Source organism: Embleya sp. NPDC005575 (assembly GCF_040605455.1).
Lineage (GTDB): Bacteria > Actinomycetota > Actinomycetes > Streptomycetales > Streptomycetaceae > Embleya.
In genome coordinates, this window is the sequence record NZ_JBEXCV010000132.1 from 1 (window position 1) to 25,113 (window position 25,113).

Annotated in this window: 24 protein-coding genes, 2 tRNA genes and 1 pseudogene; 4 read left to right on the forward strand and 23 right to left on the reverse strand. The window is 70.7% G+C overall.

Annotation, left to right across the window (positions count from 1 at the left end; translation table 11 throughout):
• Positions 1-68: 68 nt before the first annotated feature.
• The 4 genes from ABZS54_RS32230 to ABZS54_RS32245 all read right to left on the reverse strand — a co-directional run bounded on the left by ABZS54_RS32230 (position 69) and on the right by ABZS54_RS32245 (position 6,062).
• The gene (locus ABZS54_RS32230; protein WP_355544110.1) at positions 69-701 is read right to left on the reverse strand and encodes a hypothetical protein; all 633 of its coding nucleotides are present in this window, start codon (positions 699-701) and stop codon (positions 69-71) included.
• A gap of 215 nt (positions 702-916) precedes the next feature.
• Positions 917-3,817: a leucine--tRNA ligase gene (gene leuS / locus ABZS54_RS32235; RefSeq protein WP_355544112.1), complete on the reverse strand. Its 2,901-nt coding sequence runs from the start codon at positions 3,815-3,817 to the stop codon at positions 917-919.
• A 242-nt stretch (positions 3,818-4,059) separates the two neighbouring features.
• A complete protein-coding gene (locus tag ABZS54_RS32240) occupies positions 4,060-4,704 on the reverse strand; it encodes a lysoplasmalogenase (protein ID WP_355544115.1) in 645 nt (214 codons plus the stop codon).
• Positions 4,705-5,084: 380 nt separating this feature from the next.
• Complete coding sequence (locus ABZS54_RS32245; RefSeq protein ID WP_355544118.1) at positions 5,085-6,062, reverse strand: YafY family protein; 978 nt, start codon at positions 6,060-6,062, stop codon at positions 5,085-5,087.
• Positions 6,063-6,124: 62 nt separating this feature from the next.
• Between ABZS54_RS32245 and ABZS54_RS32250 the strand changes: the two genes are divergently transcribed.
• A complete protein-coding gene (locus ABZS54_RS32250; protein ID WP_355544121.1) occupies positions 6,125-7,279 on the forward strand; it encodes an epoxide hydrolase family protein in 1,155 nt (384 codons plus the stop codon).
• A 129-nt stretch (positions 7,280-7,408) separates the two neighbouring features.
• On the opposite strand, the gene ABZS54_RS32255 is transcribed toward ABZS54_RS32250, so the two are convergent.
• From ABZS54_RS32255 to ABZS54_RS32270, 4 genes and pseudogenes are all read right to left on the reverse strand, one after another.
• Positions 7,409-7,481, reverse strand: a tRNA-Ala gene (locus ABZS54_RS32255).
• A gap of 11 nt (positions 7,482-7,492) precedes the next feature.
• Positions 7,493-8,284 carry a rhomboid-like protein gene (locus tag ABZS54_RS32260; RefSeq protein ID WP_355544124.1) on the reverse strand — a complete coding sequence of 264 codons (792 nt, stop codon included), beginning with the start codon at positions 8,282-8,284 and terminating at the stop codon, positions 7,493-7,495.
• A gap of 48 nt (positions 8,285-8,332) precedes the next feature.
• Positions 8,333-8,914 carry a helix-turn-helix domain-containing protein gene (locus ABZS54_RS32265; RefSeq protein ID WP_355544170.1) on the reverse strand — a complete coding sequence of 194 codons (582 nt, stop codon included), beginning with the start codon at positions 8,912-8,914 and terminating at the stop codon, positions 8,333-8,335.
• Positions 8,836-9,456: pseudogene (locus ABZS54_RS32270) on the reverse strand (AraC family transcriptional regulator); the annotation flags it as partial. The gene ABZS54_RS32265 and the pseudogene ABZS54_RS32270, both read right to left, overlap by 79 nt.
• Between ABZS54_RS32270 and ABZS54_RS32275 the strand changes: the two are divergent.
• On the forward strand, positions 9,428-10,066 hold the full coding sequence (locus ABZS54_RS32275) for an HD domain-containing protein (RefSeq protein WP_355544127.1): 639 nt from the start codon (positions 9,428-9,430) through the stop codon (positions 10,064-10,066). The pseudogene ABZS54_RS32270 and the gene ABZS54_RS32275 overlap by 29 nt on opposite strands.
• Positions 10,054-10,515, forward strand: coding sequence for a nuclear transport factor 2 family protein (locus ABZS54_RS32280; RefSeq protein ID WP_355544130.1), 462 nt, complete (start codon positions 10,054-10,056; stop codon positions 10,513-10,515). The genes ABZS54_RS32275 and ABZS54_RS32280 overlap by 13 nt, the downstream gene beginning before the upstream one ends.
• Positions 10,516-10,595: 80 nt before the next feature.
• Here ABZS54_RS32280 and ABZS54_RS32285 read toward each other — a convergent pair whose 3' ends face one another.
• From ABZS54_RS32285 to ABZS54_RS32310, 6 genes are all read right to left on the reverse strand, one after another.
• A complete protein-coding gene (locus ABZS54_RS32285) occupies positions 10,596-11,561 on the reverse strand; it encodes an SDR family NAD(P)-dependent oxidoreductase (protein WP_355544133.1) in 966 nt (321 codons plus the stop codon).
• A gap of 175 nt (positions 11,562-11,736) precedes the next feature.
• Positions 11,737-11,809 (reverse strand) — tRNA-Ala (locus tag ABZS54_RS32290).
• A 146-nt stretch (positions 11,810-11,955) separates the two neighbouring features.
• A complete protein-coding gene (locus ABZS54_RS32295; RefSeq protein ID WP_355544136.1) occupies positions 11,956-12,717 on the reverse strand; it encodes a glucose 1-dehydrogenase in 762 nt (253 codons plus the stop codon).
• Between the two features lie 57 nt (positions 12,718-12,774).
• Complete coding sequence (locus ABZS54_RS32300; protein WP_355544139.1) at positions 12,775-12,978, reverse strand: SDR family oxidoreductase; 204 nt, start codon at positions 12,976-12,978, stop codon at positions 12,775-12,777.
• A gap of 10 nt (positions 12,979-12,988) precedes the next feature.
• The gene (locus ABZS54_RS32305) at positions 12,989-13,744 is read right to left on the reverse strand and encodes a glucose 1-dehydrogenase (protein ID WP_355544142.1); all 756 of its coding nucleotides are present in this window, start codon (positions 13,742-13,744) and stop codon (positions 12,989-12,991) included.
• A 376-nt stretch (positions 13,745-14,120) separates the two neighbouring features.
• Complete coding sequence (locus ABZS54_RS32310) at positions 14,121-15,260, reverse strand: LLM class flavin-dependent oxidoreductase (RefSeq protein ID WP_355544145.1); 1,140 nt, start codon at positions 15,258-15,260, stop codon at positions 14,121-14,123.
• A gap of 116 nt (positions 15,261-15,376) precedes the next feature.
• Between ABZS54_RS32310 and ABZS54_RS32315 the strand changes: the two genes are divergently transcribed.
• Positions 15,377-15,952: a PadR family transcriptional regulator gene (locus tag ABZS54_RS32315; protein WP_355544148.1), complete on the forward strand. Its 576-nt coding sequence runs from the start codon at positions 15,377-15,379 to the stop codon at positions 15,950-15,952.
• Positions 15,953-16,060: 108 nt separating this feature from the next.
• Here the strand turns inward: ABZS54_RS32315 and ABZS54_RS32320 are convergent, their stop codons facing one another.
• The 9 genes from ABZS54_RS32320 to ABZS54_RS32360 all read right to left on the reverse strand — a co-directional run bounded on the left by ABZS54_RS32320 (position 16,061) and on the right by ABZS54_RS32360 (position 24,770).
• Positions 16,061-16,702, reverse strand: a complete 642-nt coding sequence (locus ABZS54_RS32320) for a histidine phosphatase family protein (protein ID WP_355544173.1) — start codon at positions 16,700-16,702, stop codon at positions 16,061-16,063.
• The gene (gene rsfS / locus ABZS54_RS32325) at positions 16,699-17,112 is read right to left on the reverse strand and encodes a ribosome silencing factor (protein WP_020549744.1); all 414 of its coding nucleotides are present in this window, start codon (positions 17,110-17,112) and stop codon (positions 16,699-16,701) included. Before rsfS ends, ABZS54_RS32320 begins: the two co-directional genes overlap by 4 nt.
• A 193-nt stretch (positions 17,113-17,305) precedes the next feature.
• Entirely contained in the window at positions 17,306-19,384 is a 2,079-nt protein-coding gene (locus tag ABZS54_RS32330) for a LytR C-terminal domain-containing protein (RefSeq protein WP_355544151.1), read from the reverse strand.
• Positions 19,381-19,983: a nicotinate-nucleotide adenylyltransferase gene (nadD, locus tag ABZS54_RS32335; protein ID WP_355544154.1), complete on the reverse strand. Its 603-nt coding sequence runs from the start codon at positions 19,981-19,983 to the stop codon at positions 19,381-19,383. Before nadD ends, ABZS54_RS32330 begins: the two co-directional genes overlap by 4 nt.
• A 21-nt stretch (positions 19,984-20,004) precedes the next feature.
• Positions 20,005-20,838 carry a carbohydrate ABC transporter permease gene (locus ABZS54_RS32340; protein ID WP_355544157.1) on the reverse strand — a complete coding sequence of 278 codons (834 nt, stop codon included), beginning with the start codon at positions 20,836-20,838 and terminating at the stop codon, positions 20,005-20,007.
• A complete protein-coding gene (locus ABZS54_RS32345; RefSeq protein WP_355544160.1) occupies positions 20,835-21,767 on the reverse strand; it encodes a sugar ABC transporter permease in 933 nt (310 codons plus the stop codon). Before ABZS54_RS32345 ends, ABZS54_RS32340 begins: the two co-directional genes overlap by 4 nt.
• The gene (locus ABZS54_RS32350; RefSeq protein ID WP_355544163.1) at positions 21,764-23,059 is read right to left on the reverse strand and encodes an extracellular solute-binding protein; all 1,296 of its coding nucleotides are present in this window, start codon (positions 23,057-23,059) and stop codon (positions 21,764-21,766) included. Before ABZS54_RS32350 ends, ABZS54_RS32345 begins: the two co-directional genes overlap by 4 nt.
• Positions 23,060-23,134: 75 nt before the next feature.
• A complete protein-coding gene (locus ABZS54_RS32355) occupies positions 23,135-24,481 on the reverse strand; it encodes a TerD family protein (protein WP_355544166.1) in 1,347 nt (448 codons plus the stop codon).
• A gap of 139 nt (positions 24,482-24,620) precedes the next feature.
• A complete protein-coding gene (locus ABZS54_RS32360) occupies positions 24,621-24,770 on the reverse strand; it encodes a hypothetical protein (protein ID WP_020549751.1) in 150 nt (49 codons plus the stop codon).
• Positions 24,771-25,113: the final 343 nt, after the last annotated feature.

A 25,113-nucleotide genomic window follows, 5' to 3' on the forward strand; every position in this document is an offset into this window, starting at 1 on the left:
CCGGGCACGGCACCAGGCAGCCGCCGGCGACGTTCACCCCGTCGGGGCAGACGTCGCCGGGCACGGCACTAAGTCAGCCGCTTGCTCTCGGATCGGCTTTCGTCCGCGGGCGCGCGCAAGGCCGCGGCCTCGCGCTCGACATCCGTGCCGAGCCGGTCCAACTCGTCCTCGCCCAAGTGGCGTTCGCGATCCTGGACGGCCCACCGCAGCGAGGCCGCGGCGTGCTCGATGCGGTCCGCGCGCTCCTTGAGGCCGGGCAATTCGCGGGCGACCCGGTCCCGATCGGGCTCGCGCTCGACCAGCTTGAGGTCGGTGTCCAACGTCTTGGCGAATTCGTCCAGCCGGCGCAACAGCGCGACCGCGTCGGAGAGCTGCGCGTCCTGCGCGTAGCCCGCCTCCAGCACCCGCCGGGTCTGGTCCAGCGAGCGCCGCACCGACCCACGCATACGCGCCGCCTCGGCCGCACCACCCATGAGGGTGTACGCCCGAGCCCTGGAGGTGGCGTCCTCCACGAGGCCGCGGACCCGGGGAGCGTGTCGGTCGATCCGGCGGCGCACCGCTCGCCGCATCATCGTGATCAGGCCCACCACGACGCCCACGAGCACGAGACACGCGAGCACACCGGCGCCCAGCACCACGCCGAAGGTCTCGGCGCCGTCGGCCAACGAGTCGGTGGTCGCGGGAACGTCGGCGAGGGCCACGAGGCGTCTCCTGCCTGGTCGGGGCCGGAAGGTATCCCCTCACACTAACGCCGCCGGGCGGCTTCGATACGCACGCGGCGGAAAACACCGCGTTCGGGACCGATCGTCACCGACCGGAAACGGTCCGGACACGGGCCGGAAATCGCCCACCGCGCAAAGTCGGCCGCGCCGGGTCGGCCGCCCGTCGAGCGAGCGGCCGACCCGCGTCGACCGGCCTATGCCGGAACGATGTTCACCAGCTTCGGCGGCTTGACGATCGCCATCCGCACACCGGCCCCGTCCAGCGCGGCCAGCACCGTCGGATCGGCCAGCGCCAGCGCCTTCAGCTCGTCCTCGCCGATGCTCGGCGGCACCTCCAGGCGGGCCCGCACCTTGCCCTTGATCTGCACGACACACGTGACCGTGTCCTCGACCAGGTAGGCCGGGTCCGCCTGCGGGAACGCCTCGTAGGTGACCGTGTCGCCGTGCCCCAGTCGGGACCACAGCTCTTCGGCCACGTGCGGCACCAGCGGCGCGACGATCAGAACCAGCTTCTCGGCGATCTCGCGCGGCACGGCCGGCAGCTTGACCAGCGCGTTGTTCAGCTCGATCGCCTTGGCGATGGCGGTGTTGAAGCGCAGCGCGTCCATGTCCCGGCGGATGCCGTCGATCGCCTTGTGGGTGGCCCGCAGCGTGGCCTCGTCGGCCGGCTCGTCGACCACGGTCGGCGCGCCGGTCCGCTCGTCCACGATGTTGCGCCACAGCCGCTGCAGGAAGCGGTACGAGCCGATCACCGCGCGGGTGTCCCACGGCCGGGAGATGTCCAGCGGGCCCATCGACATCTCGTACAGGCGCAGCGTGTCCGCGCCGTACTCCTCGGCCATCTGGTCGGGCGTCACCGAGTTCTTCAGCGACTTGCCCATCTTCCCGTACTCGCGGCTGACCGCCTGCTCGCCCAGGAAGAACTTCCCGTCCCGCTCCTCGACCTCGCTCGCCTCGACGTAGACACCGCGTTCGTCCTTGTACGCGAACGCCTGGATGTAGCCCTGGTTGAACAGCTTGTGGAACGGCTCGGACGAGGACACGTGGCCCAGGTCGAACAGCACCTTGTGCCAAAAGCGCGAGTACAGCAGGTGCAGGACCGCGTGCTCGACGCCGCCGACGTACAGGTCCACGCCGCCGGTGTGGCCCTCGTGCTTCGGCCCCATCCAGTACTTCTCGACCTCGGGGTCGACCAGCACCTCGGCGTTGGTCGGGTCCAGGTAGCGCAGCTCGTACCAGCACGAACCGGCCCAGTTGGGCATGGTGTTGGTCTCGCGGCGGTACTGCCGCGGCCCGTCGCCCAGGTCCAGTGTGACGTTCACCCAGTCGGCGTTGCGCGACAGCGGCGTCTCGGGCTTGGTGTCCGCGTCGTCCGGGTCGAAGGTGCGCGGGCGGTAGTCGTCGATCTCGGGCAGTTCGACCGGCAGCATCGAGTCCGGCAGCGCGTGCGCGACGCCGTCCTCGTCGAACACGATCGGGAACGGCTCGCCCCAGTAACGCTGCCGGGAGAACAGCCAGTCGCGCAGCTTGAAGTTGATCGTGCCCTCGCCGATGCCGCGTTCGGCCAACCACTCGGTGATCGCCTTCTTGGCGTCGACCACGCCCAGGCCGTCCAGCGCGATGCCCTCGCCGGAGCTGTTCACCAGCTTCGCGTCGTAGGACACGAACGCGTCGGCCCAGTCGGTGGTGTCGCCGATCGAGCGGTCGTCGGTGGGCTGGACCACGCAGCGGATCGGCAGTTCGAAGGCGCGCGCGAACTCGAAGTCGCGGTGGTCGTGTGCGGGCACCGCCATGATCGCGCCGGTGCCGTAGCCCATCAGCACGTAGTCGGCGATGAAGACCGGCACCCGCTCGCCGTCGACCGGGTTGGTCGCGTAGGCGCCGGTGAAGACGCCGGTCTTGTCCTTGCCCTCGCTCTGCCGCTCGACGTCGCTCTTGGAACCGGCGAATCGGCGGTAGGCCGCAACCGCCTCGGCCGGCGTGGCCGCGCCGCCCGTCCACACCGCGGGGATGCCCTCGGGCCAGGCGTCCCCGACGATGGCGTCGACCAGTTCGTGCTCGGGCGCCAGCACCATGTAGGTGGCGCCGAACAGCGTGTCGGGCCGGGTCGTGAACACCTCGATCGGGGCGGCGTCGGTGGCGAAGGAGACCTTCGCGCCCTCGGATCGGCCGATCCAGTTGCGCTGCATGATCTTGATCGGCTCGGGCCAGTCCAGCTTGTCCAGGTCGCCCAGCAGGCGGTCGGAGTACGCGGTGATCCGCATCATCCACTGCCGCAGGTTGGCCTTGAATACGGGGAAGTTGCCGCGCTCGCTGCGGCCGTCGGCGGTGACCTCCTCGTTGGCCAGCACGGTGCCCAGGCCCGGCGCCCAGTTGACCGGAGCCTGCGATACGTACGCCAGGCGGTACTCGTCCAACACGGCCGAGCGCTCGGTGCCGGCCAGGTCGGCCCACGCGCGCCCGTCCGGGGTGGCCCGTTCGCCCTTCTCGAACTGCTCGACCAGTTCGGTGATCGGGCGTGCGCGACCGACGCCGCCGTCCGCGCCGGGCGCCTCGGGGTCGTACCAGGAGTTGAAGATCTGCAGGAAGATCCACTGCGTCCAGCGGTAGTACGCCGGGTCGGTGGTGGCCACCGACCGGCGCTGGTCGTGGCCCAGGCCCAGCCGGCGCAGCTGGCGGCGCATGTTGGCGATGTTCGCCTCGGTGGTCACCCGCGGGTGCGTGCCGGTCTGGACCGCGTACTGCTCGGCGGGCAGGCCGAACGCGTCGTAGCCCAGGGTGTGCAGCACGTTGTGGCCGGTCATGCGCTTGAACCGGGCGTATACGTCGGTCGCGATGAAGCCCAGCGGGTGTCCGACATGCAGGCCCACACCCGAGGGGTACGGGAACATGTCCATCACCATCATCTTGGGCCGCCCGGCGACCTTCTCCGGCTCGGCCAGCGGACCGGCCGGGTTCGCCGCCTCGAACGTACCGTCGGCCTCCCAGCGGTCCTGCCACCGCGCCTCGATGTCGCCGGCCAGGACGGCGTTGTAGCGGTAGGGCTCGGTCGGGGCGTCGGTGTTGCCGGCAGGACCCTGCGTCATCTCGGTCATCGTCCTCAACCATCGGGGTGTGGGCAGCCTTCGGCTGCTTCCGGTTTCGTCGCTTGCGCGAAGCGACCGTTTCTGGAAACGAAAAGACCCCTCGCTCAGGAGGGGTCGCCGCGCCGAGTCGGGTGGGAGCGGTCCTCCACCCGGACTGCTCAGCGCGGCCCGGTAAGCAGCAGTACGGCACGCATGGCCTCAGGTTACCGCAGGACGGTCGCGTTCCGGGGGCAGCACCCGGGCCGCGACGGTCACAGTCCCGGGGCGGGCCCGGTGGACAGCGACAACACCAGCAGGATCTGTGCGAGGTGGTAGGCGATCACGATCAGCACCGGCGCATACGGCGTCGGGGCGCGGAACCGGTTCCAGCCGACCAGGGTGTCGGAAACATAGAACAGGAACGCGCCGGCCACCGCGCTCGGTCGACCGGTGGCCGCCGCCGCGACCACCATCAGCGAGACCACGCCGACGTAGAGCAGCACCATGCCGATGTAGGTCGGCGCGCTCTCGCGCGCGCCGGTGACCAGGCGCACCGCGTAGGAGCCCGCCGCGAACAGCACGACCACGATGCCGGCGGCGGCCCACAACCAGGACCACCCCATGCGTTGGAAGCCCGCGACGTAGCCGACGTGGGCGAGCAGCGAGGCCGCGACCGCGCCGGCGAACCAGCGCGGGGCGAGCACGTCGCGCAGCAGCGACAGCGCGAGCGCGACGCTGAACAGCGCGCGCAGTGCCCCGTCGATGTCGTCGAACGACCAGACGACGACCACAAGGGCACAGATCACCGCGGGTTTCAGGAGCCGATCGAGCGGGAGGCGTTCCCGGGCGACGGCCACCCAGTCGGCGACCGCGAGCAGGCTCGCGAGCACCAGCACGAGTACTGCGGTGAGGGTCACGTCCGGCGACACTACTGGCCGGAAACCGGACCATTCGCCCACTCGTTCGACCCGTCACGCAACCGTGACGGGAAAGACCTCAATCGTGATCACCCGGAGCCGTCGGAACCGGTCCGCGGCCGCTCACGAGCCCGGGCCGGCGACCGCCCGCCGCGCCCGAATCCGGCCGACCGGGACTCACGACGGTCGGCCGCTCGGCCCTGACACGCGCTGTAGACGCTGTGGTTGCCGCAGGTGCGCACCGCCTCGTCGGAGCAAAACGCGATCGAACCGGAGCCGACCACGGGAACTTGCGTGGCCACGGCGATCGAGCGGGTGCGGCTCGACCACCTGGTGCCTGTCGCGATCGACATCGATCCGGCCTCGTTGCTGCGTCGAGGTCAGGGACTCTGCGGATCCGAAGGTGTCGAGCGGGTGTAACGGGTGGCCAATGTACGTAGGTGGGCCACCAGTTCCGGGGGTTCGGTGACGTCGAAGTCGTGGCCGAGCATGCCCAGGTGCACGGCCATGGTGTCGAGGGAGTCGGCGCCGGTGTCCAGCACGCAGGTGTCGGCGTCGATCGGCTCGACCGTTCCCACGGCCGGGTTGATCCGGTCCAGGACCTCGGCGGCGGGCGCGTGTACGAGGACCCGGGCGCGGTGTCGCCAGGCTGCCGCGGAGACCTTGCCGGCCACGTAGGTCGCCGCGTTGCCGCCCGGGTCCTCGCGCGGCGCGAACCGGGGGCCGGTCGGGGTGCGCGGGGTGATCCGGTCGACCCGGAAGGTGCGCCAGTCGTCGCGGTCCACGTCCCACGCGACCAGATACCAGCGGCGGCCCCAGTTGACCACGCGCTGCGGCTCGACGGTGCGCCCTGTGGTCGCGCCGGCGTGGTCGAGGTAGTCCAGCCGCAGCCGCTCGCGGTCCCGGCAGGCCGCAACCAGGACGGTGAGCACGTCGGTGTCCACCTTCGCGCTCGGCCCGTCCGCGGGCACCGGCACCGCGTACCGCTGCAATGTGCGCACCCGTCGGCGCAGCCGCGCCGGGAGCACCTGTTCCAGCTTGGCCAGTGCCTGTATCGAGGTCTCCTCCATGCCCGCCATCGCGCTTCGAGCAACCGTGTTCAGGCCGATGGTGACCGCGACCGCCTCGTCGTCGGTCAGCAGCAGCGGCGGCATCGCGGCGCCGGCGGCCAGCCGATAGCCGCCGGTGGACCCGCGGCTGGCATCGACCGGATAGCCCAGTTCGCGCAGCCGCTCGACGTCCTTGCGGATCGTGCGACCGGTCACGCCCAGGCGGTCCGCGAGTTCCGAGCCGGGCCACTCCCGCGGTGTCTGGAGCAGGGACAACAAGCGCAACAAGCGCGCGGAGGTTTCCAACATTTGCTCAGCCTGACGCTTCAATGGGAACGTAGTGTTCCTAATGGGATTCTAGTCTTCTTCTCATGGAGAACAGCAGCAACACCGCAACCGCCACCGCGATCCGCCCCTTCCGGATCGAGATTCCGCAGGCCGATCTCGACGACCTGCGCGACCGCCTGGCCCGCACCCGCTGGGCCGCGGACGTCCCGGGCGTGGCCGGCTGGACGCGCGGGGTGCCGGCGGACTACCTGCGGGGCCTGGCCGACTACTGGGCGAACGGCTTCGACTGGCGCACGGCGGAGGCTCGGCTGAACGAATTCCCGCAGTTCGTCACCGAGGTCGACGGCCAGGACATCCACTTCGCGCACGTGCGCTCGGCCCGGGCCGACGCCACCGCGCTGTTGTTGATCCACGACTGGCCCGGCTCGTTCGTGCAGTTCGTCGACGTGATCGAGCCGCTGTCGCGCGACTTCCACATCGTGGTCACCGACACTCCGGGGGTCGGCTTCTCCGGCCCGCTGTCCGGCCCCGGATGGACCACCGGTCGGATCGCGGGTGCGTTCACCGAGCTGATGGCGCGCCTGGGCTACGCACGTTACGGCGTGCAGGGCAACGGCGGCGGTGCGTGGATCGCGGGGGAGATGGGTCGCATCGCGCCGGAGAACGTCATCGGGATCCACGTCAACGGCCTGGTCACCTTCCCGTCCGAAGACCCGGCCGACTTCGCCGGGTTGACCGAGAGCGAGCAGTCCAGGCTGGCCCGGCTCCAGGAGTTCCGGGACGACAAGATGGGCTTCAACGCGATCCAGTCGACCCGGCCGCAGACGCTCGCCTACGGGCTGCACGACTCCCCGGTGGGCCAGCTCGCGTGGATCGTGGAGAAGTTCAAGGAGTGGACGGACACCGCGAGCGAGTTGCCCGAGGACGCGGTGGATCGGGACACCCTGCTCACCGACATCAGCCTGTACTGGTTCACCGGCACGGCCGGTTCCTCGGCCAACCTCTACTACGAGATGGCGCACGACAAGGGCGCGTGGGCGCCCAGGGAGCGCGGCACGGTGCCGACGGCGGTGGCCGTCGCGCTCCCGCAGGACGTGGCGATCCGGCGATTCGCCGAACGCGACCACAACGTGGTGCGCTGGACCGAGTTCGAGCGCGGCGGCAACTTCCTGTCGCTGGAGCAGCCGGAACTGCTGATCGGCGACGTCCGGGAGTTCTTCGCGGGTCTGGACCGGTAACGCGGGTAGCGCCGACCGGTCCCCCGGAGGCCGACCGGGCCGCCGAGGACAATCGGGTGGCCGCAGGCACCGGGCGGCCCGAAACGAGCGAAGGCCGCTTCCGGATGGAAGCGGCCTTCGGGATTGCGGTGGAGCTACGGAGAATTGAACTCCGGACCTCTTGCATGCCATGCAAGCGCTCTACCAACTGAGCTACAGCCCCGCGTGAATACGTCACAAGTCTACCGGGTCGCCCGCAGTGCTCACGACCAAGGGTGTCCCCAGCGACGGCGTCCGCAGCGGCGGGGGCGTCCGCAGCGGCCCGACCGTGCGCAGCAGCACCGCGGCGGTGAGGCCGCACAGCGTCGCGAACAGGTGCCCGAAGTCCCAGATGGTGTGATCCACGATCACCGGCAGGCCGACCGAGACGAACATCACCGCGGCACCCGCGAGCCGGATCCAGCCGGACATGATCAGCACCGCCGCGGCGCACGAGCCCACCTCGACGTAGCTCACCCCGACGTCCGTCGCGAACGCGATCTTGTTCGGGAGGCGGCCCGCCTCGATCGCGCCCTTCTCCACCGCGGCGGTCAGCAGCGACCCGAACACGTGCCCGCTCGCGCCGATCAGCAACATCCTGGGCGACCCGTAGCGGCGTTCCGCCCAGGCCACCACCGTGCCGAACACGACCACGTAGGTGGCCAGTCCCGAGCCGTGGTCGGCGACCCAGAACGCGCTGGTGAGCAGCGCCTCCAGCGGATCGTCGCCGAGCCGGAGCAGGTTGGTGCTGTTCAGCTTGGTGAGCAGGTCGATCAGCCGGGGCGGCGACGTGCGTTGCACCACCGTGGACGCGGTGAAGATGGCGATGTAGGTAAAGGTGACCGGCGCGGACAACACCCACGCGTGCAGCCGGGCGGTCCACGGGCTGAGCACCCGCACACAGCGCCGGGCCCAGACCCAGCGGCGGGCGAGCCCACGCAACACGTACCACGCGATGGCAAGGCCCAGCCCGAGTCCGACGGTCACCCGGCTCCGTTGCCCGCACGGCACCGACGCGAATCTTTACGACCTGGCTCAGCCGCCGGTGCTGCTGCGGAAGCGGGCGCGGTAGGCGGAGGGGGTGATGCCCAGGCGGCGGAGGAAGGCTCGGCGTAGGGACTCGTCGCTGCCGAGGCCGCTGTGGGCGGCGGCGGCCGTGACCGTGGCGCCGGCGGCCAGGAGGGATTGGGCCGCCTCGATGCGCACGGCCTCCACATAGACCGCCGGGGTCGAGCCGACCCGCTCGTGGAACAGGCGAGTGAGGTGGCGGGGCTGAAGCCGCCCAGCCGGGCGAGTGCGGGCAGCGAGTGGTCGGCCGCCGGGTCTGCGGCGACCGCGTCCAGCACCGGGCGCAGTGGATCGTCGGCGCCGGCGCGGGCGCGCGAGGGGACCGAGAACTGCGATTGGCCGCCCGGTCGGCGCAGGAACACCACCAGGTCGCGGGCCACCTCGCGGGCCAGGTCGGCGCCCTCGTCGGCCTCGACCAGGGCCAGCGCCAGGTCGATGCCGGCGGTCACCCCCGCAGAGGTGTAGACCGTGTCGTCCCGGACGAAGATCGCGTCCGGCTCGACCGAGACGCTCGGATGGCGCCGGGCCAACATCGCCGCGTGCCGCCAGTGCGTCACCGCCCGACGCCCGTCGAGCAGCCCCGCCCCGGCGAGCAGGAACGCACCGGTGCACACCGACGCGATCCGCCCGGAGGTCGCGGCGAGCGCGCTCACCGCATCCAGCAGCTCTGCCGCCGGCGCGTGTTGCGGAAAGTCGACCGACCCCGGCACGACCAGCGTGTGGGCGCCGTCGATCTCCGTCGCGGCCGCGTCGACCAGCAGCCGGGTGCCCGCCGACGTGGTCACCGGCGCACCGGTCGGCGAGCACAGCGTCAACGTGTACGCGCCGCCCAGCCGCTCGGCGGTGCCGAACACCTCCAGGGGCGCGGTCACGTCCATCAGCCGAACCCCGTCGTACCCGAGCACGGTCACATTCCTGCGTCGCATGACCTCGACGCTACCTGCCGGGCGGTGTCCGAATCCGAGGGATCGACGTCCGAATGGACATGGCCGCGACCGGGCCCGCGGAGCGAGGCTTGGCATGTCTTCCTCCCCCGTTCGGAACCCGGAAAGGACCGTTCCCATGTCCGATCGCATCGCCGACGTGGACATCCCCGACAGCGCCCTGGCCAAGGAGGCCGCCGAGCTGGTCCGGGACGTCGCCGCCCCGCTGTTGTACGACCACTCGCGCCGCGTGTACCTGTTCGGTGCACTCCGAGGCCGCCGCCTGGGCCTGGCCTTCGACCCCGAACTGCTCTACGTCGGCGCGATGTTCCACGACCTGGGACTGACCGCCGGGTATCGCGCCTCGCAGCAGCGCTTCGAACTCGACGGCGCCGACGCCGCCCGCGACTTCGTGCTCCGGCACGGTCTGTCCGCCGACCGCGCGCGGATCGTGTGGACCGCCATCGCGCTGCACACCACACCCGGGATCCCCGCCCGGATGGAGCCGGAGGTGGCCCTGGTGACCGCCGGTGTCGAGTTGGACGTGCTCGGCCTGGGCCTGGACGACATCGCGGACGAAGCGCGCGCCGCCGTGGTCGCCGCGCACCCCCGTCCGGACTTCAAGCGGCGGATCCTGCGCGCCTTCACCGAGGGCATCGAGCACCGCCCGCAGACCACGTTCGGCAACGTCAAGGCCGATGTGCTCGACCGGTTCGTACCGGGCTTCGAGCGGACGAACTTCGTCGACGTGATCGAGCAGTCGGGGTGGTCCGAGTGAGGCCGCCGCTGCCGCCGTTCACCGAGGCCGACGCGCGGGCCAAGGTGCAGGCCGCCGAGGACGCCTGGAACACCCGCGATCCCGAACGCGTCGCGCTCGCGTACACACCCGATTCGATCTGGCGCAATCGCGACCGGTTCGTCACCGGGCGCCCGGCGATCGTGGCCTTCCTGACCGAGAAGTGGGCCCGCGAGCAGGACTACGCGCTGCGCAAGGAACTGTGGGCGTACACGGCCGACCGGATCGCGGTCCGCTTCCAGTACGAGTGGCACGACGGATCGGGCGGCTTTCGGCGCAGCTACGGCAACGAGTTGTGGGAGTTCACCGAGGACGGTCTGATGCGGCGGCGCGAGGCGAGCATCAACGACGTGGTGATCACCGAGGCCGATCGCCGCATCCACGGCCCGCGCCCGATCGAAGAACACGGGATTCCCTTCCCGCTCGCCTGACCACGCCGAAGCCCGGGCCGCGGCCGAATCGAGCCGACACCGGGCGCGCGCCGGAAAGGAGTAGGGCCCAGTCCGCGCGGCTACTCGCCCGCCCACGGGTGGGTCAGTTCCTGGCAGCGTCGCCAGAACCAGGCCCGGTCCGGCCGGCTCTCCCGGGTCGCCGCCCGGTAGTGGGTCGGCCGCGGGGTCCGGTCCTGCCAGAACAGGCCGGTGCTGCGGCCCGGTTCGTCGGCCGCGCACAGCCACACGGCGGTGTCCGCGCCCTGCTCGGGAGTGCGCAGCAGCGGCGCGGTCAGCCGGCGGAAGTTCGGCATCGACGCGCGCAGTCCCGGGGTGTCCGCCCACCCCGGGTGTGTGACGTGCACGACCGGGCCGCCGACGCCCAGGTGCTCGGCCCACAACTCGGCCAGCACGACCTGCATGCGCTTGGTCCGCGCGTACGCGACGGCCGCCTTGTACGGGCCGCGTTGGTACTCGATGTCGTCCACCGGCAGCCGCTGGGTGTACATCCCGCCCGAGCTCATCCACACCACCCGCGTGCAGGACGCGGGGTCGGCCGCCACGAGGCGGCTGAGCAGATGCGGGCCGAGCACGTGCACGGCCAGCGACAGCTCGTGTCCCTCGGCGGTCTCGGTGCGCTCGGCGGACATCACACCGGCGTTGTGCACCAGCGCGTGCAGCGGGCCGTGCTCGGCGCGCAGTTCCTTCGCGAAACGGGCCACGTCCGGCAGGCTGCCCACGTCGCAGCGCCGCACGGTGGGCTCGGCACCCGGTACGAGCTCCACCACCCGCCGACGGGCCGCCTCGGCGCGCTCCTCGTCGCGCCCGACCAGCACCACGCTCGCGCCGAGCCGGGCCAGGCCGGTCACCGCCGCCTCGCCGATGCCGGCGGACGACCCGGTCACCACGACGGTCCGCCCCTTGAGCGCCGCCGGCTCCGGGTCGGCGGGAAATCCGGCCCGGCGGCGCACCCCGTACCCGATCCGGCTGTATCCGGGCACGATGGTCCGATCCATCGCCCGTTCCCAGAACCGACTCTCCGTCATCGCGCGCTCACCTTCGTCGTAGTCACGAAGAGACAATGCCCGCTACGGGCCTTTCACACTATTTGCGACCGCTCGGCGTCGCCCGCATCCCGCCCCTACCGCCGCCCATCGAGCCGGATGCGACCGCATACGAAAAGACCGCCTCCCGGACGGATCCGGAAGGCGGTCTTGTCTGTGGAGCTACGGAGAATTGAACTCCGGACCTCTTGCATGCCATGCAAGCGCTCTACCAACTGAGCTACAGCCCCGCTATTCAACTGGATCGACGGGCTTACCCGCTCGACCACGAGTACTTTACACGCTCCCTCGCGCCGCATCCAAACGCCTTTCCCGGGACCACTCCCGGCAGGCTTCGGGGTTCGCGGCGGCGCTCCGCGAACCCCGGGGTGGCGACTCAGAAGCTGCCGACGGGCCGGGTCATCCCGGCCATCGCACCGCCGTCCACGACCAGCTCGGTGCCGGTCAGGTAGGACGCCGCGTCGGAGGCGACGAAGGCGACCACCTCGGCGACCTCCTCCGGCGCGGCGATCCGGCGCAGCGGGACGGACGGGAATCTGCCCGGCCCCTGCTCCAGGCCGACCGCGGCGATCATCGGGGTGTCGATCGTGCCCGGGTGCACCGAGTTGACCCGGATGCCGTGCTCACCGACCTCCAGGGCGACCGTCTTGGACAGGCCGCGTACGGCCCACTTGGTCGCACCGTAGGCCGCGTGCCCCGGCATGCCCTCCAGACCGGCCTGGGAGGAGATGTTGACGATCGAGCCGCCGCCGCGCTCCTTCATCGCGGGCAACACCGCCTGCATCCCGTGCCAGACGCCGAAGAAGTTGACCTGGAGGATGCGCTCGACCCGCTCGGGCGTCTCGTCCGCGAAGCCCCTGGTCCAGTAGACCGCGGCGTTGTTGACCAGGATGTCCACGCCGCCGAACTCGGCGACGGCGACGGCGACCGCCTCGGCCCAGTCCGCCGGATCCGACACGTCGTGCCGGACGAAGCGCGCGGCCTGGCCCAGCTCCGCGGCGATCCTCGTACCCTCCTCCACAAGCAGGTCGGTGAGCACGACCCGGGCGCCGTTCGCCACGAACAGCCGGGCCTCGGCCGCTCCCTGGCCGCGTGCGGCGCCGGTGATTATCGCGACCTTGCCGGTCAGATCCGCCATGGGATGTCACCTTTCCTCGATCGATGCGAACGCTGCGACAGCACGGCTGCCATCCGCTCAGCCGCCCATCACGTACTTCACCGTCGGCCCGGTGGTCGAGCCACCGTCCGCGGCCGGCTCCGCGCCGGTCACGTACGACGCGGCGTCGGAGAGCAGGAGGGCGACCGCGGAGCCGCTTACGCTCGGCTCGCCGACCCGGCCCACCGGGGTGTTCGAACACACCGAATGGGCAAACGAACGGTTGTCGACCGGCCGCCGCATGGCGCGGCCATTACCCCTGCACCGGCGGCACGATGCCCGCCATCGAGCCACCGTCGATGACGAACTCGGTCCCGGTGATCCACGAGGACTCGTCCGACGCGAGGAAGACCACCAGCTCGCCGATGTCCTGCGGCTCGCCGACCCGACGCAGCGGCACGGTCGGGAAGTTGCCCGCGCCGCGCGTGAAGCGGTTGCCGATCATCGGCGTGTCGACGGCGCCGGGATGCACCGAGTTGACCCGGATCCCGTACTCGCCCAGTTCCAGCGCGGCCGTCTTGGTCAGCCCGCGGATCGCCCACTTGGAGGACCCGTAGGCCGCGTGCCCCGGGATGCCCTGAAGCCCCGCGAGCGAGGAGATGTTCACGATCGACCCACCGCCGTTCGCCCGCATCAGCGGCGCCACCGCCTGGATGCCGTGAAAGGTCCCGAACAGGTTGACCTTGAGAATGCGATCCAACCCTTCGGGCGTCTCCTCCAGGATCGGCTTGGTCCACAGGATGCCCGCATTGTTGACCAGCACATGCACTGCACCGAACTCGCGCACGGCCACCTCGACGACCGCCGCCCAGTCCGCCGCATCCGACACGTCGTGCCGCACGAACCGAGCCGCACTCCCGATCGCAGCGGCGACTGCGGCTCCCTCGTCCGCCAGCAGGTCGGTCAACACGACCTTCGCCCCACGCTCGGCCAACAGGCGCGCCTCAGCCTCACCCTGCCCACGCGCCGCCCCGGTGACAATCGCCACCTTGCCACTCAGATCAGCCATGCGTACCGCCTCCACGACTCCCGAACCGGACCCGACCACGACCACACCAGCCCGCGCTCACCCACACCAACGCCCAGCCTCCCCCCAGCCCCACCCCCCGACCATCCCCAGGCGCGTCAGCACCCCCGACCCGGCCCCGCCGCCCCGCCGCACTCACAACTCCGGCCGGACCCGGTCCTCCGCACCGGATCCGGCCGAGCCATCCTCGTCCGGTACGACCACAACGTGCATATCCCGCCCGGAACGAAGTCTCGATCCCCCTACGCCGACCCTCGCGGGCCACCACGGCCGACCCCGCAGTCCACCCGCGGCCCAACAGCACAGTCCGCCCGGCGAACCACCCCGCAGGCCGACCAGCGCAGGCCGCCCCGCCCCGTCAGGCCCCGTACTTGGCCCGGAAGTGCGGGATGACCTTCTCGCCCCAGATGCGGATCGTCTCCATGCAGTCCTCCTGCGGGATCGTGCCCATCTGGATCAGGCACATGATCTCGTCGGCGCCCGCGTCGATCAGCTTCTGCACGTAGCCGATCGCATCCTCGGCCGTCCCGTAGGCGTGGTTGATGTTGTACGTGGCGGTCGCGTTCACCGTGACCGGGATCTTCGCCTCGTGCAGCATGGCGACCTGCTGCTCGGCGGCCTCGTTGATGATCGCCACCTCGTCCCGACCCTCGACCACGGCCTCGTCCGGGATGCCGGACTTGCCACCGGAGAACCAGTGCGCGATCGACTGTGCGAAGAAGCGCTGGCCGCGCGCACCCACCTGGCGGGCCCGGGCGCCGTCCTCGGAGACGATCGTCGGGCACAGCGCGACCAGGTGGTCGTTGGTCACCGAGGACACGAACCGCTCGCCGGTGCGCTCCTTGATCGCGTCCCGATAGATCTGGTTGAGGTTCGCCACCTCCTCGGGACCGGCGAAGCCGAGCACCAACGCGCCGACGCCGTACTCCGCCGCCTCGACCAGGCTCGGCTGCTTGCTGCAGGCCAGGAACAGCGGCGGATGCGGGGTCTGCACCGGGCGCGGCAGGATCGGGTGCGAGCCCTCGATGTCGAGCACGTCGCCGTGCCACACCAACTCGTCCTGCTGCCACGCGGCGCCGATGATCCGCAGCGCCTCCTCGACCTGGGCCTTGGTCTGCTCGATGTCCACCCCGCACAGCGAGGACTCCTGGAGCGTGCCGCCGCGGGCCGCGCCGACGTCGAGCCGGCCACCGGAGAGCGTGTCGAGCATGCCGATCCGCTCGGCGACCCGGGCGGGGTGGTTGAAGTTGAAGGGCATACAGACCGCACCGTGCGCGATCCGGATCCGACTCGTCCGCGCGGCCACCCAGGTCAGGAAGATCTCCGGGGCACTCATGTGCGAGTACCACTTGGTCGAGTGGTGCTCGACCGCCCAGATCCGATCGAAGCCCATCTGCTCGGCGTATACGGCCTGGTCCACGGAGTTGAGGATGACCTCGCGCTCGTGCTCTGCCGTGGGGTTGGCCATTTGGGCTTCGAAGATCATCGAGAACTGCATGCCGTACTCCTGGTGCGCGAGGCGGAATACTCCAATTAGATGTATGACGACCAGTCAGGTCAATAGCAAGCTGACGTAGAATCAGGAAAAGTTGACGCGTACCGATGGAGGCCACGATGACGGGGGATCCGCTCCCGAAGCTGCCCGCAACCGCGTGGGCCGTACTCGGCCTCTTGTCGTTCCCGGGCGAGCGCTCCGGCTACGACCTCAAGAAGTGGGCCGACGCGTCCCTGCGCTTCTTCTACTGGAGCCCGGCGCTGAGTCAGATCTACAGCGAGCTCAAGCGCCTGGAGCAGCTCGGCTTCGCCGTCTCGCGCATCGCTTCCCAGGACGAACTGCGCAACAAGCGGCTGTACAGCATCACCGAATCCGGCCAGGAGGCCCTGGCCGCCTGGGCCCGGGAGACCCCGGCCGGACCGCCCGTGCTCAAGCACGGCGTCGCACTGCGGGTCTGGCTGGGCCACCTCAGCGAGCCGGAGGAACTGCGCAAGACGCTGGTGGAGCACCGCGACTACGCGGCGGGCACGCTGGAGGAGGTGCGCGCGAGCGAGGACTCCGCGCAGGACCGCTGGCCGTTCCCGGCCCTGGTGCTCAAGTGGAGCGAGCGCTACTGGCGGGCGGAACGCGATCTCGCCGACGGCATGCTCGCCGACCTGGAGGAGCTGTACCGCAAGCAGGCCGGGGAGACCTGACCGCACGCGGCACAGGCGACGGGAAGACGAAAACGATCCCGGAGTCGAGGCAGGCGGCCCCGCCGGGCCGCCCTCGACTGCGGGATCGTCGTCGTCGTCGTGGGTGGATCAGACGTCGTCGCCGATGACCGGCTCGGGCAGGGTGCCGGCGTTGTGCTCCAGGAGTCGCCATCCGCGCACCCCGGGGCCCAGCACCGACCAGCAACAGTTGGACAGTGCGCCCAGCGCGCCCCAGGTCTCCCGGGGCAGGCCCAGCATCGCGCCGAGCCCGCAGCGGATCGCGCCGCCGTGCGAGACGATCACGAGCGTGCCGTCCTCCGGCAACTTCTCCACCGCGAGCTCGATCGCCTCGGCCATCCGGTCGGCGACCTCGCTCTCCAATTCGCCGCCGCCGCGCCGCACCGGCTCGCCGCGCCGCCACGCGGCGAACTCCTCGGGGAAGGTCTCCTCGATCTCCCGGTTGGTCAGCCCCTGCCACTCCCCCGCGTACGTCTCGCGCAGCGCGGGATCCAGGGTGACCGGGACGTCGACCAGCCGGGCCAGTTCGGCTGCGGTGTCCACCGCGCGGGTCAGGTCGGACGCCGCGATCGCATCCGGACGCAGTGCCGCGAGCAGCCGAGCCGAGCGCCGGGCCTGGCCCAGCCCCGCATCGGTCAGCGGGATGTCGGTCTGGCCCTGGAAGCGCCGCTCGACGTTCCACGTGGTCTGGCCGTGCCGCCACAGCAGGACACGGCGCCCCTTCCCGCTCAGAGCGCGCCCTCCGCCGCCTCCGCGGCCTTGGCCTGCTCGTTGCCCAGCCGCACCGATTCCGGCAGCTCGATCCGCGGGCAGTCCTTCCACAACTTCTCGAGCGAGTAGTAGGCCCGCTCCTCGGCGTGCTGGACGTGCACCACGATGTCGATGTAGTCGAGGAGGATCCAGCGCCCTTCGCGCTCGCCCTCGCGGCGGACCGGCTTGGCGCCGAGCCCGCGCAACGCTTCCTCGACCTCGTCCATGATCGCCTTGACCTGGCGGTCGTTGGACGCGGAGGCGAGCACGAACACATCGGTGATCGTGACGACCTCGCTCACGTCGTAGGCGACGACGTCGGTGGCGAGCTTCTCTGCACATGCCACGGCAGCCGCGGTGGCGAGCTCCAGGGCGTGGGGGGTTGCGGTCACGATTCGCTTCCTGCGGACGACAAGGGGATTACCGTTCAGGGTCTCACACGCGGGGCATGCGACGGCCACTCGTTATTCGCGCGTTCACGAACCGACGCCCGTTCGCGGACCGACGGCGTCGGCGCGCCGCCCAGTCGCCGCGGCGAAGTGCGGCCGGCCCCGGACCGGTGGTCGGGGCCGGCCGCACCCGCGGCTACGACCTGTCCGGGTTGTAGTCCTGCCCGAGCGTGACCACCACGTCGGCGAGCATCTCGCCGGTGGCCTTCTTCACCGTGGTCGGCGGCAGCCGCAGGGTCAGCGCGACCTGGTCCGCTTCGCCCTTGCGGGCGTCGTCGGCGTACTGCACGGTCGACGTCGGCTGGGCGCGCTTGCCCGCGGCGCCGCCCGGGACGTACGTCACGCCCGCGTTGAGCAGCCGCGCGTGCGCGTCCTCCTGGGCACCGGCCTTGCCGCTCGCGTCCTCCACCATCACCCGGGTCGGCCCGGTGGCGACCTTGCCCTGGCGTACCGTGCCGCCGAGCAGCTCGCGCACGATCGGCAGCGCCGCCGGGCCGTCCAGGATGCCCTCCAGGGACACCGGGAGCGCCCGGACCTGCAATTGCTTCCCCTGCGTGGCCTTGGCCAGATTCGCCAGCAGCACGCTGAGCTTGTCGTCCGGCAACGAGGGGTCGGGCAGGTTGGCCATGTTGGCGAGCAACGTCAGGATCGCGTCCGGCTGGGTCGGGAACGCGGCCAGCAGGCCCTGGAGGACCCGGCCGAACCGATCGCCGGCCACCGTGGGCTGCTCGCCTTGCTGCTTGTAGGTGGCGAAGGCCAGTGCCGCGACGCCGTTCGCGGGATTGCGGCCCTGCCCGACCAGCACCTTGCCGTCCGGGCTCTTGATCTCGACGTCGGCGTTCAGCTGGATGCCGCCGGCCAGGTCGACCAGCCCCTGCAGGACCGGTTCGGAGATCACCCACGAGCCGTCCAGCTTGACGCCGAGCAGGTCGGAGAGCGCGTCCCGGGACGCGCCCGGGCCTTCGTCGGCCATCAGCCGGCCGAGCGGGAACGAGTTGTTGTCGGAGTTGACGATGGTGACGGAGGACACGCTGACCATGGACGCGGTGTTCTTGGCCGGGTCGACGGTCAGCAGCGCGTTGGCCGACGCCTGGCCGTCCTTGGCGCGCAGTTGCACCAGCACGCCGCCGTTCTTGCCGGGCCCGGCGACACTCTTGTCGTCGCGCAACCAGGTGTCCCACGCGAAGTAGCCGCCGACGCCGAGCACCGCCACCGCGAGCACCACCGCGAGCGCGATCAGCCGCTGCCGGATCGCCCGGCGCTTCTCGTCCCGGCGCTCGGAGCGGGTCTCGGCGAAGGACAGCCAGTCGATCACGTCCTCGGCCTGCTCGCTCTCGTCGTCGACGAACGCGAACTCGTCCGAACCGTAGCCGGGTCGGCCCGGCCGACCCGGTCCCGACCGGCGCGCCCTCGGCGCCGGCACCCGGCCGTCCCCGGCCGACGACCCGGACTTGCCGGCACCGGACCCGGACTCGACCGGAGCAGAAGAGGTCGACGCCGAAGTCCCGGTCGCCCCGGCCGGCTTCGACCGCGAGCGCGTCAGTCCGGCCGGCCGGACCGGGATCGAGCCCGCCGCGACCCCGGTGGAGGCCGGATCCGGACCGGCCGCCGGAAGCGGCCCGGTGGGCGCCGGCCGACTCGCCGGCACCACCGGCGACGCGGGCGACTGCTCGTAGTGGGCGGTGGGCTGTTGCGGTTCGTAATAGCCCTGCTGCTGATCGGGGTAACCGCCCCCGCCCTGCTGCGGATACTCCGGCGCGGCATACGCCGTCGGGTCGTAGCCGCCCTGGACGGCGCCGTTGTAGCCGTTCGGGTCGTACGTCCCGGCGCCCCGACCCTGGTCGTACCCGTTCGGGTCGTAGCCGCCGGACGGATAGGCCGCGGCCTGATGGGCCCCGGACTGATAGGCGTTCGGGTCGTACGCGTTCGGGTCATACGCGTTCGGGTCGTAGCCGCCCTGGCCGTACGCGTTGGGGTCGTACGAGTACTGCTGCGGGGTGAAGCTCACCGGATCGAGCCCGCTCGGCCCCGGCTGCCCGGGCTGTACCGGCTGCCCGTCGTAGCCCGGGTAGCCGCCGTCCGGGCCGTATCCGGGCTGCTGCCCCTGCGCCTGCGCGCCGTCGCCTCGCGTGGTGCCGTAAGGCTCCTGCGTCTGTCCGCCGTCCCCTCGCTCGGTGCCGTAAGGCTCCCACTCGCGCCGGTCGTCGTTGCTCACGAAGCTCCCCGGTACAGCCCCCGCTTGCTGATGTATTGAACGACCCCGTCCGGCACCAGGTACCAGACCGGATCACCCCCGGCCACCCTTGCACGGATGTCGGTCGACGAGATGGCCAGTGCGGGGACCTCCACCAGGCTCACGCCGCCGTCCGGGAAACCCGGGTCGGACAGAGTGTGCCCCGGACGGGTGCAACCCACGAAATGCGCGAGCTCGAACATCTCGTGCGCGTTGTGCCAGGAGAAGATCTGGGACAGCGCGTCGGCGCCGGTGATGAAGAATATTTCGGTCCCCTCGGGCGAGGACTCGCGCAGGTCGCGCAGCGTGTCGAGGGTGTACGTCTCGCCCTCGCGATCGATGTCCACCCGGCTCACCGAGAAGGTCGGGTTGGACGCGGTGGCGATCACCGTCATCAGGTACCGGTCCTCGGGCGAGGACACGTCCTGGGCGGACTTCTGCCACGGCCGCCCGGTCGGCACGAACACCACCTCGTCGAGCCCGAACTGGCCCGCCACCTCGCTCGCGGCGACGAGGTGCCCGTGGTGGATGGGATCGAAGGTGCCGCCCATGACACCGACACGTCTGTTCCGCTCGCTCATGGCGCGAGAATCTATCGGTCCCTACTCCTTGACCGCGCCCGAGGTGATGCCCGCGACGATCCGCTTCTGGAAAATCAGCACCAGGACGACCACCGGAATGCTCACCACGACCGACGCCGCGGCGACCGCGGCGGTGGGCTGCTGGAACTGCGAGGCACCGGTGAAGAAGGCCAGCGCGGCGGGCACCGTGCGCGATTTGTTGGTCGAGGTCAGCGACACCGAAAAGACGAAGTCGTTCCACGCGAAGAAGAACACCAGGATCGCGGTGGTCACCACGGCGGGCACCGCCATCGGCGCGATCACGTAGCGAAACGCCTGCCACGCGGACGCGCCGTCGATCCGTGCGGCGTCCTCCAGGGCCCACGGGATCTGTTTGAAGAACGAGGTCAGCGTCCAGATCGACAGCGGCATGGTGAACGACAGGTACGGCAGGATCAGCCCGATCCAGGTGTCGAAGAGGCCGATGCTGCGCCACATGTCGAACAGCGGACCGACCACCGCGATGGTCGGAAACATCGCGATCGCCAGCGCGCCGAGCAGGATCAGCCGCTTGCCCGGGAACTCCATCCGCACGATCGCGTACGCGGTGCCGGTCGCGCAGGCGACCGCGATCACCGTGGCGATCAGCGAGATGCCGATCGAGTTGCGCAGCGCGTCGGTGAACAGGTCGTTCTTGAAGACGGTCCGGTAGTTGTCCCAACTCCAGGCACTGGGGAGGAACTTCGCGTTGTTGATGTCGTCGCCGCCCTTGAACGACAGCGACACCATCCAGGCCAGCGGAAGCACGGTGATCGCGATCACCAGGACGCTGACCAGGACGCGGGCGCCCTCCCGGGCCGGGCTGGGCTGACTCACGTGGGACTCCCGAGCTTGCTCACGTCGGTACGGAAGAGCTTGATGAACAAGAACGCGATCAGCAGCACGCAGGCGAACAACAACACCGAGATCGCCGAGCCCAGACCCAGCGCGGTGCGGCTGACCAGTTGTCGGTAGGCCAAAAAGGACACCGTCTCGGTGTCGTTGGCGCCGCCGGTCATCACGAACACCGCGTCGAAGATCCGGAACGCGTCCATCGTGCGAAAGAGCAGCGCGACCAGGACGGCCTGCTTCATGATCGGCAGGGTGACCCGGGTGAGCCGCTGCCACGGGCCCGCGCCGTCCACGCGCGCCGCCTCCTGCACGTCCGGGGAGACCTGGATCAGCCCGCCGAGCAGCAGCAGCGACATGAACGGCGTGGTCTTCCAGATCTCCGAGAGGGCGATCACGAACAGCGCCGACCAGCGGTGGTCGAACCACGCGACGTCGATGCCGAACCAGTCGTTGACGAACCCGGTGGACGGGTCGAACGCGTAGCGCCACGCGTAGGCGGAGACGACGGTGACGATGCCGTACGGGATCAGCACGATCGTGCGCAGGCTGCGGCGCAGATACAACGCACGCTGCATCAGGTGGGCGAGCCCGAAACCGATCACGAACTCCACCGACACGGTGGCCACGGTCAGCGCCAGCGTGGTCCACACGTCGGTCCACCACAGCGGATCCTTGAGCACAACCCAATAGTTGGACAGGCCCGCGAACGAGTTCGCCTCCGGTGTGGTCAGTCGCTTGTGGAAGAGCGAGAGCCAAACCGCGTCGGCCAGCGGCGCGATCGCGACCAGGATCATGATCGCCACGGCGGGCGCGGAGAGCAGCCACCCGGTGCGCCGCATCCGTTGGGCGTGGTCGAGTTGCCTGCGGGGCTTCTTGTGCCGAGGCGCGGCGTCGACCGTGGATACCGTGCTCACAGCAGCACCTTGTCGTGCAGGACCCCGGTGATCAGGTCGTCGGTGTCGCGCGGGGCGGTGTTCGGGTCGACGTCCGCGGGCGGATGGTACATGCGCTGTACGGACGCCGAGACGTCGTTGTAGTACGGGGTGCGCGGACGCGGGCCGGCCTGTTCGAGCGACTCCTTGATCAGGCCGGCCATCGGCAACGCCTCGCGTACCCGCGGGTCGTCGTAGGCGGCGGCCTTGGCCGTGGTCTCCTTCGACTCCAGCATGTAGGTGATCTGGTTCTCCAGGCTGCCCGCGCAGCGCACCGCGCTCACCGCCGCCGCCGTGTGCTTGCCGTACTTGCTGACGCCCAGCGCGATGCCGCCGAATGGCGGCTTGGATGCCTTGCCGGCGTCGGTCTGCGGGTAGCGCGCCCAGCCGTAGTCGTCGAGCACCTCGCGCCCGAGTTGGCCGTCGGCCACCGCCTCGGCCGCGGCGCCGCGCGCGTACGTCCAGTTGACCATGAAACCGCCGGAGCCGGACTGGAACGTGGTGCGGGTGTCGTCCTCGATCGAGGTGGCCAGGTTGGCCGGCGCTGCGGACGAGCGGCCGAGTCGGCGCATGATCTCGGCGGCCCGCCTGCCCGAACCGCCCTCCTGGAGCGTGGGCTTGAGGTCGACGCCCTTCTCCACGTCCCGCACGATCGCGCCGCCGGTGCCGGTGACCAGGCCATTGACCCAGACGGTGATGCCCTCGTAGCGCTTGGCGGGCACCGCGAGGGTCTTGTGCGTCTTCTCGGCGGCGGTGATCACGTCGTCCCAATCGACCGGCCGGCTCAGGTCGAGCCCGGCGGCCGCGGCCACCGACTTGCGATACCACAGGAGCTGAGTGTTGGCCCGGAACGGCGCGGCGACCAGTCGATTGCGCCAGCCCGAGGACTCCACCGCGCTGCCCAGCATGCCCTCGGTGAGCGCCGCGGCCTCGGCCGGGTCGAACGGCCGCAGGAAGCCCGCCTCGGCGAACTCCGGTACGAAGACCGGGTCGAGCGCCATCACGTCGATCGAGGAGTCCTTGGCGGCCAGCCGCCGCACCAACTGCTCACGCTGTCCGGACGCGTCGGTGGGCAACACCGCGACCTTGACCCGATAGGCGCCGCCCGACGCCCTGCTGCACCGGTCGGCGAGCTTTTGGTAGGCCCCGTTGTCCGGTGGCACGTACCAATTGAGCACCGGTGGGCCCGAACTGCCGCCTCCACACCCCACGACGGAGGCGACCAGTGCGAGCGCGACGGCCCGGATTCCGCGGCGACGCAACACGTGGTTCACCGGGTCAGCAGATCAAGCAAACCACTCTTGTCGCTTTATTTACCCCCGAACGGTGGCGTGTCGACGCCGGGTGGCTCAGCCGCCGACGGGGGTCAGCGACCAGTCGCCGTCGGCTTCGAGTTCGATCAGGCACGGACCCTTGGGCAGGATCGACTCGCCCTCGTAGTCGCCGATCGCGTTGGCCAGGGTACCCAAATACGCCTCGCCTCCGCCGTGTTCGGCGAAGGTGCCGACGATGAAGTTGCTGACGCCCGCGTGGGTCATCGCGAGCACCGTGCGCGGGCCGGTCCAGCGCACCGTCTCCGGGCCGTTGCCGGTCAGCCGGTCGGTCAGCGTCCGGGCCGCCTCGGGCGCGAGCAGCCGCACGGTCCACTCGCCGTCGGCCTCGATCTTCAGGCGCGAGGTGTGGCCACCGCGTTCGTCCACCAGGGCCCGGCCGCGGTACGCGCCGATCGCGTTGGCCAGCAGCTTGTCCGTCTCCAGATCGGCATCCAGCGTCCACACCACGAAGTTGTCGGTGCCGCGGGCTTCCAGCTCGACCAGGAAGGGGCCGGCTTCGACCGGGCGGGCGATCGAGAGGACCTTGTCGCCACGACCTTCGTACACGGCGGCGGACGCGGGCGGCTCCTCGACGGCGGTGGCGACAGCGGGGACGGCGGGTGCGGGCAACGTGTCCGGCTCGGGCGCCGGTTCCGGGTCTGCGTCCGCCTCTGCCTGCGCCTCTGTCTCCGCCTGCGACGGCGCCTGCGCCTGCGACGGCGCCTGCGACCGCGCGGTCGGCTCGGCGTCCAGCTCCGCGGCGATCGGCGCGGCCGGCTCGGGGTTCGCCTCCGGCTCGGCCTCCGCGGCTGTCGCGTCAAAGCCGAGCACGTCCGGCGTCGCGGCCGTCGGCGACGGTCGCACCGGCTCCGCGTCGGCCGGCACCGCCGCCACGATCAGCGTCTGTTCGGGATCCCCGCCCAGGTCGCGCACGAGCTCTTCCACGCCCGCCTCGTAGCCCTGTCCCACCGCGCCGAACCGCCAGCCGTCCCGCCGATAGACCTCGGCCAGGATCAGTGCGCGTTCGCGGGTCAGGTCCGCCACCGGCAGCACGAAACGGCCGATCTCGCCGTCGGCGCCCCGCAGGCGGATCAGCGACCCGGTACCGAATCCGGGCGCCTGCGCCCCGATCGCGAACACCAGGCGATCCACCGCGTCGTCCACGGCGGACAGGTCCACGTGGAACTCGGCAGTCCCGCTACCGCCGGCCACCAGCGCGACCGCGCTCGTCAGCGACGCCGGCCGGGCCGTACAGACCACGTCCAGGTCCGTCGTACCCAGGCTGAAGCAGTACGCGGCCAGGCCCTCGCCCGACACGTCGAACTCCACCTCGATGGTCGAGTCGTCCAGTCTCGTCTTCTCGCCCATGGCGAATGTGCGCATCGCGTCCTCCCCCGGCCGCCCCTGATCTGGCGTCACCTTAACGCGCACGGCAAAGCGCCGGGACGGCAATGTGCCGGCCCGGCGACCGCGGGAAGGTTCGACGAACCGGACGCCCGCGTCCGGCTGCGCGAACGGGCGCTCAGCGGTCCTTGTTGTACCGCGTCACCACGAACAGCAGGACGAGAAGCACGGCCAGCGCACCGATGCCGGCGCCCAACGGGTTCAGGTTGTCGTGCTTGCCGCTCTCGCCGGCCAGCGTGGTCAGGACGGTCGTCGCGTGCTGGGTCATCCGTGGTCAGCCCTTGCGTAGTTTTTGCCGACGTGTGCGCACGACATCGTACGGGCGCGGACAACGGATGGCGCGGCCAGGCTCCGGCCCCGCTCCCCGGCACTGCCAACCCCGGCGACACCACCTCGCCCACCCCGCCCCCTCCTGTCCGTCGGCGCCCCCGGCCCCCGCCCACCTCAGTGATCGACCCCGACCCCCCGGCGCGTCAGCGCCCCCGACATGGGCCGCCCCAAGTGATCGACGCGCGAAGCGCGGAGAGCGGCGGAGCCGCAAACTTCGACTTCGTGACCCGGAGCGAAGCGCAGGGACACGAAGTCACGAGCGAGGGGCCGCTTTTTCTTGG

What these genes read in the sequence shown, in the direction of transcription:
- leuS (WP_355544112.1), bottom strand. Translation starts at nt 3,817, where the DNA reads ATGACCGAGATGACGCAGGGTCCTGCCGGCAACACCGACGCCCCGACC.
- ABZS54_RS32245 (WP_355544118.1), bottom strand. Translation starts at nt 6,062, where the DNA reads ATGTTGGAAACCTCCGCGCGCTTGTTGCGCTTGTTGTCCCTGCTCCAG.
- ABZS54_RS32250 (WP_355544121.1), top strand. Translation starts at nt 6,125, where the DNA reads ATGGAGAACAGCAGCAACACCGCAACCGCCACCGCGATCCGCCCCTTC.
- ABZS54_RS32275 (WP_355544127.1), top strand. Translation starts at nt 9,428, where the DNA reads ATGTCCGATCGCATCGCCGACGTGGACATCCCCGACAGCGCCCTGGCC.
- ABZS54_RS32285 (WP_355544133.1), bottom strand. Translation starts at nt 11,561, where the DNA reads ATGACGGAGAGTCGGTTCTGGGAACGGGCGATGGATCGGACCATCGTG.
- ABZS54_RS32295 (WP_355544136.1), bottom strand. Translation starts at nt 12,717, where the DNA reads ATGGCGGATCTGACCGGCAAGGTCGCGATAATCACCGGCGCCGCACGC.
- ABZS54_RS32300 (WP_355544139.1), bottom strand. Translation starts at nt 12,978, where the DNA reads ATGCGGCGGCCGGTCGACAACCGTTCGTTTGCCCATTCGGTGTGTTCG.
- ABZS54_RS32305 (WP_355544142.1), bottom strand. Translation starts at nt 13,744, where the DNA reads ATGGCTGATCTGAGTGGCAAGGTGGCGATTGTCACCGGGGCGGCGCGT.
- ABZS54_RS32310 (WP_355544145.1), bottom strand. Translation starts at nt 15,260, where the DNA reads ATGCAGTTCTCGATGATCTTCGAAGCCCAAATGGCCAACCCCACGGCA.
- ABZS54_RS32315 (WP_355544148.1), top strand. Translation starts at nt 15,377, where the DNA reads ATGACGGGGGATCCGCTCCCGAAGCTGCCCGCAACCGCGTGGGCCGTA.
- nadD (WP_355544154.1), bottom strand. Translation starts at nt 19,983, where the DNA reads ATGAGCGAGCGGAACAGACGTGTCGGTGTCATGGGCGGCACCTTCGAT.
- ABZS54_RS32355 (WP_355544166.1), bottom strand. Translation starts at nt 24,481, where the DNA reads ATGCGCACATTCGCCATGGGCGAGAAGACGAGACTGGACGACTCGACC.
- ABZS54_RS32360 (WP_020549751.1), bottom strand. Translation starts at nt 24,770, where the DNA reads ATGACCCAGCACGCGACGACCGTCCTGACCACGCTGGCCGGCGAGAGC.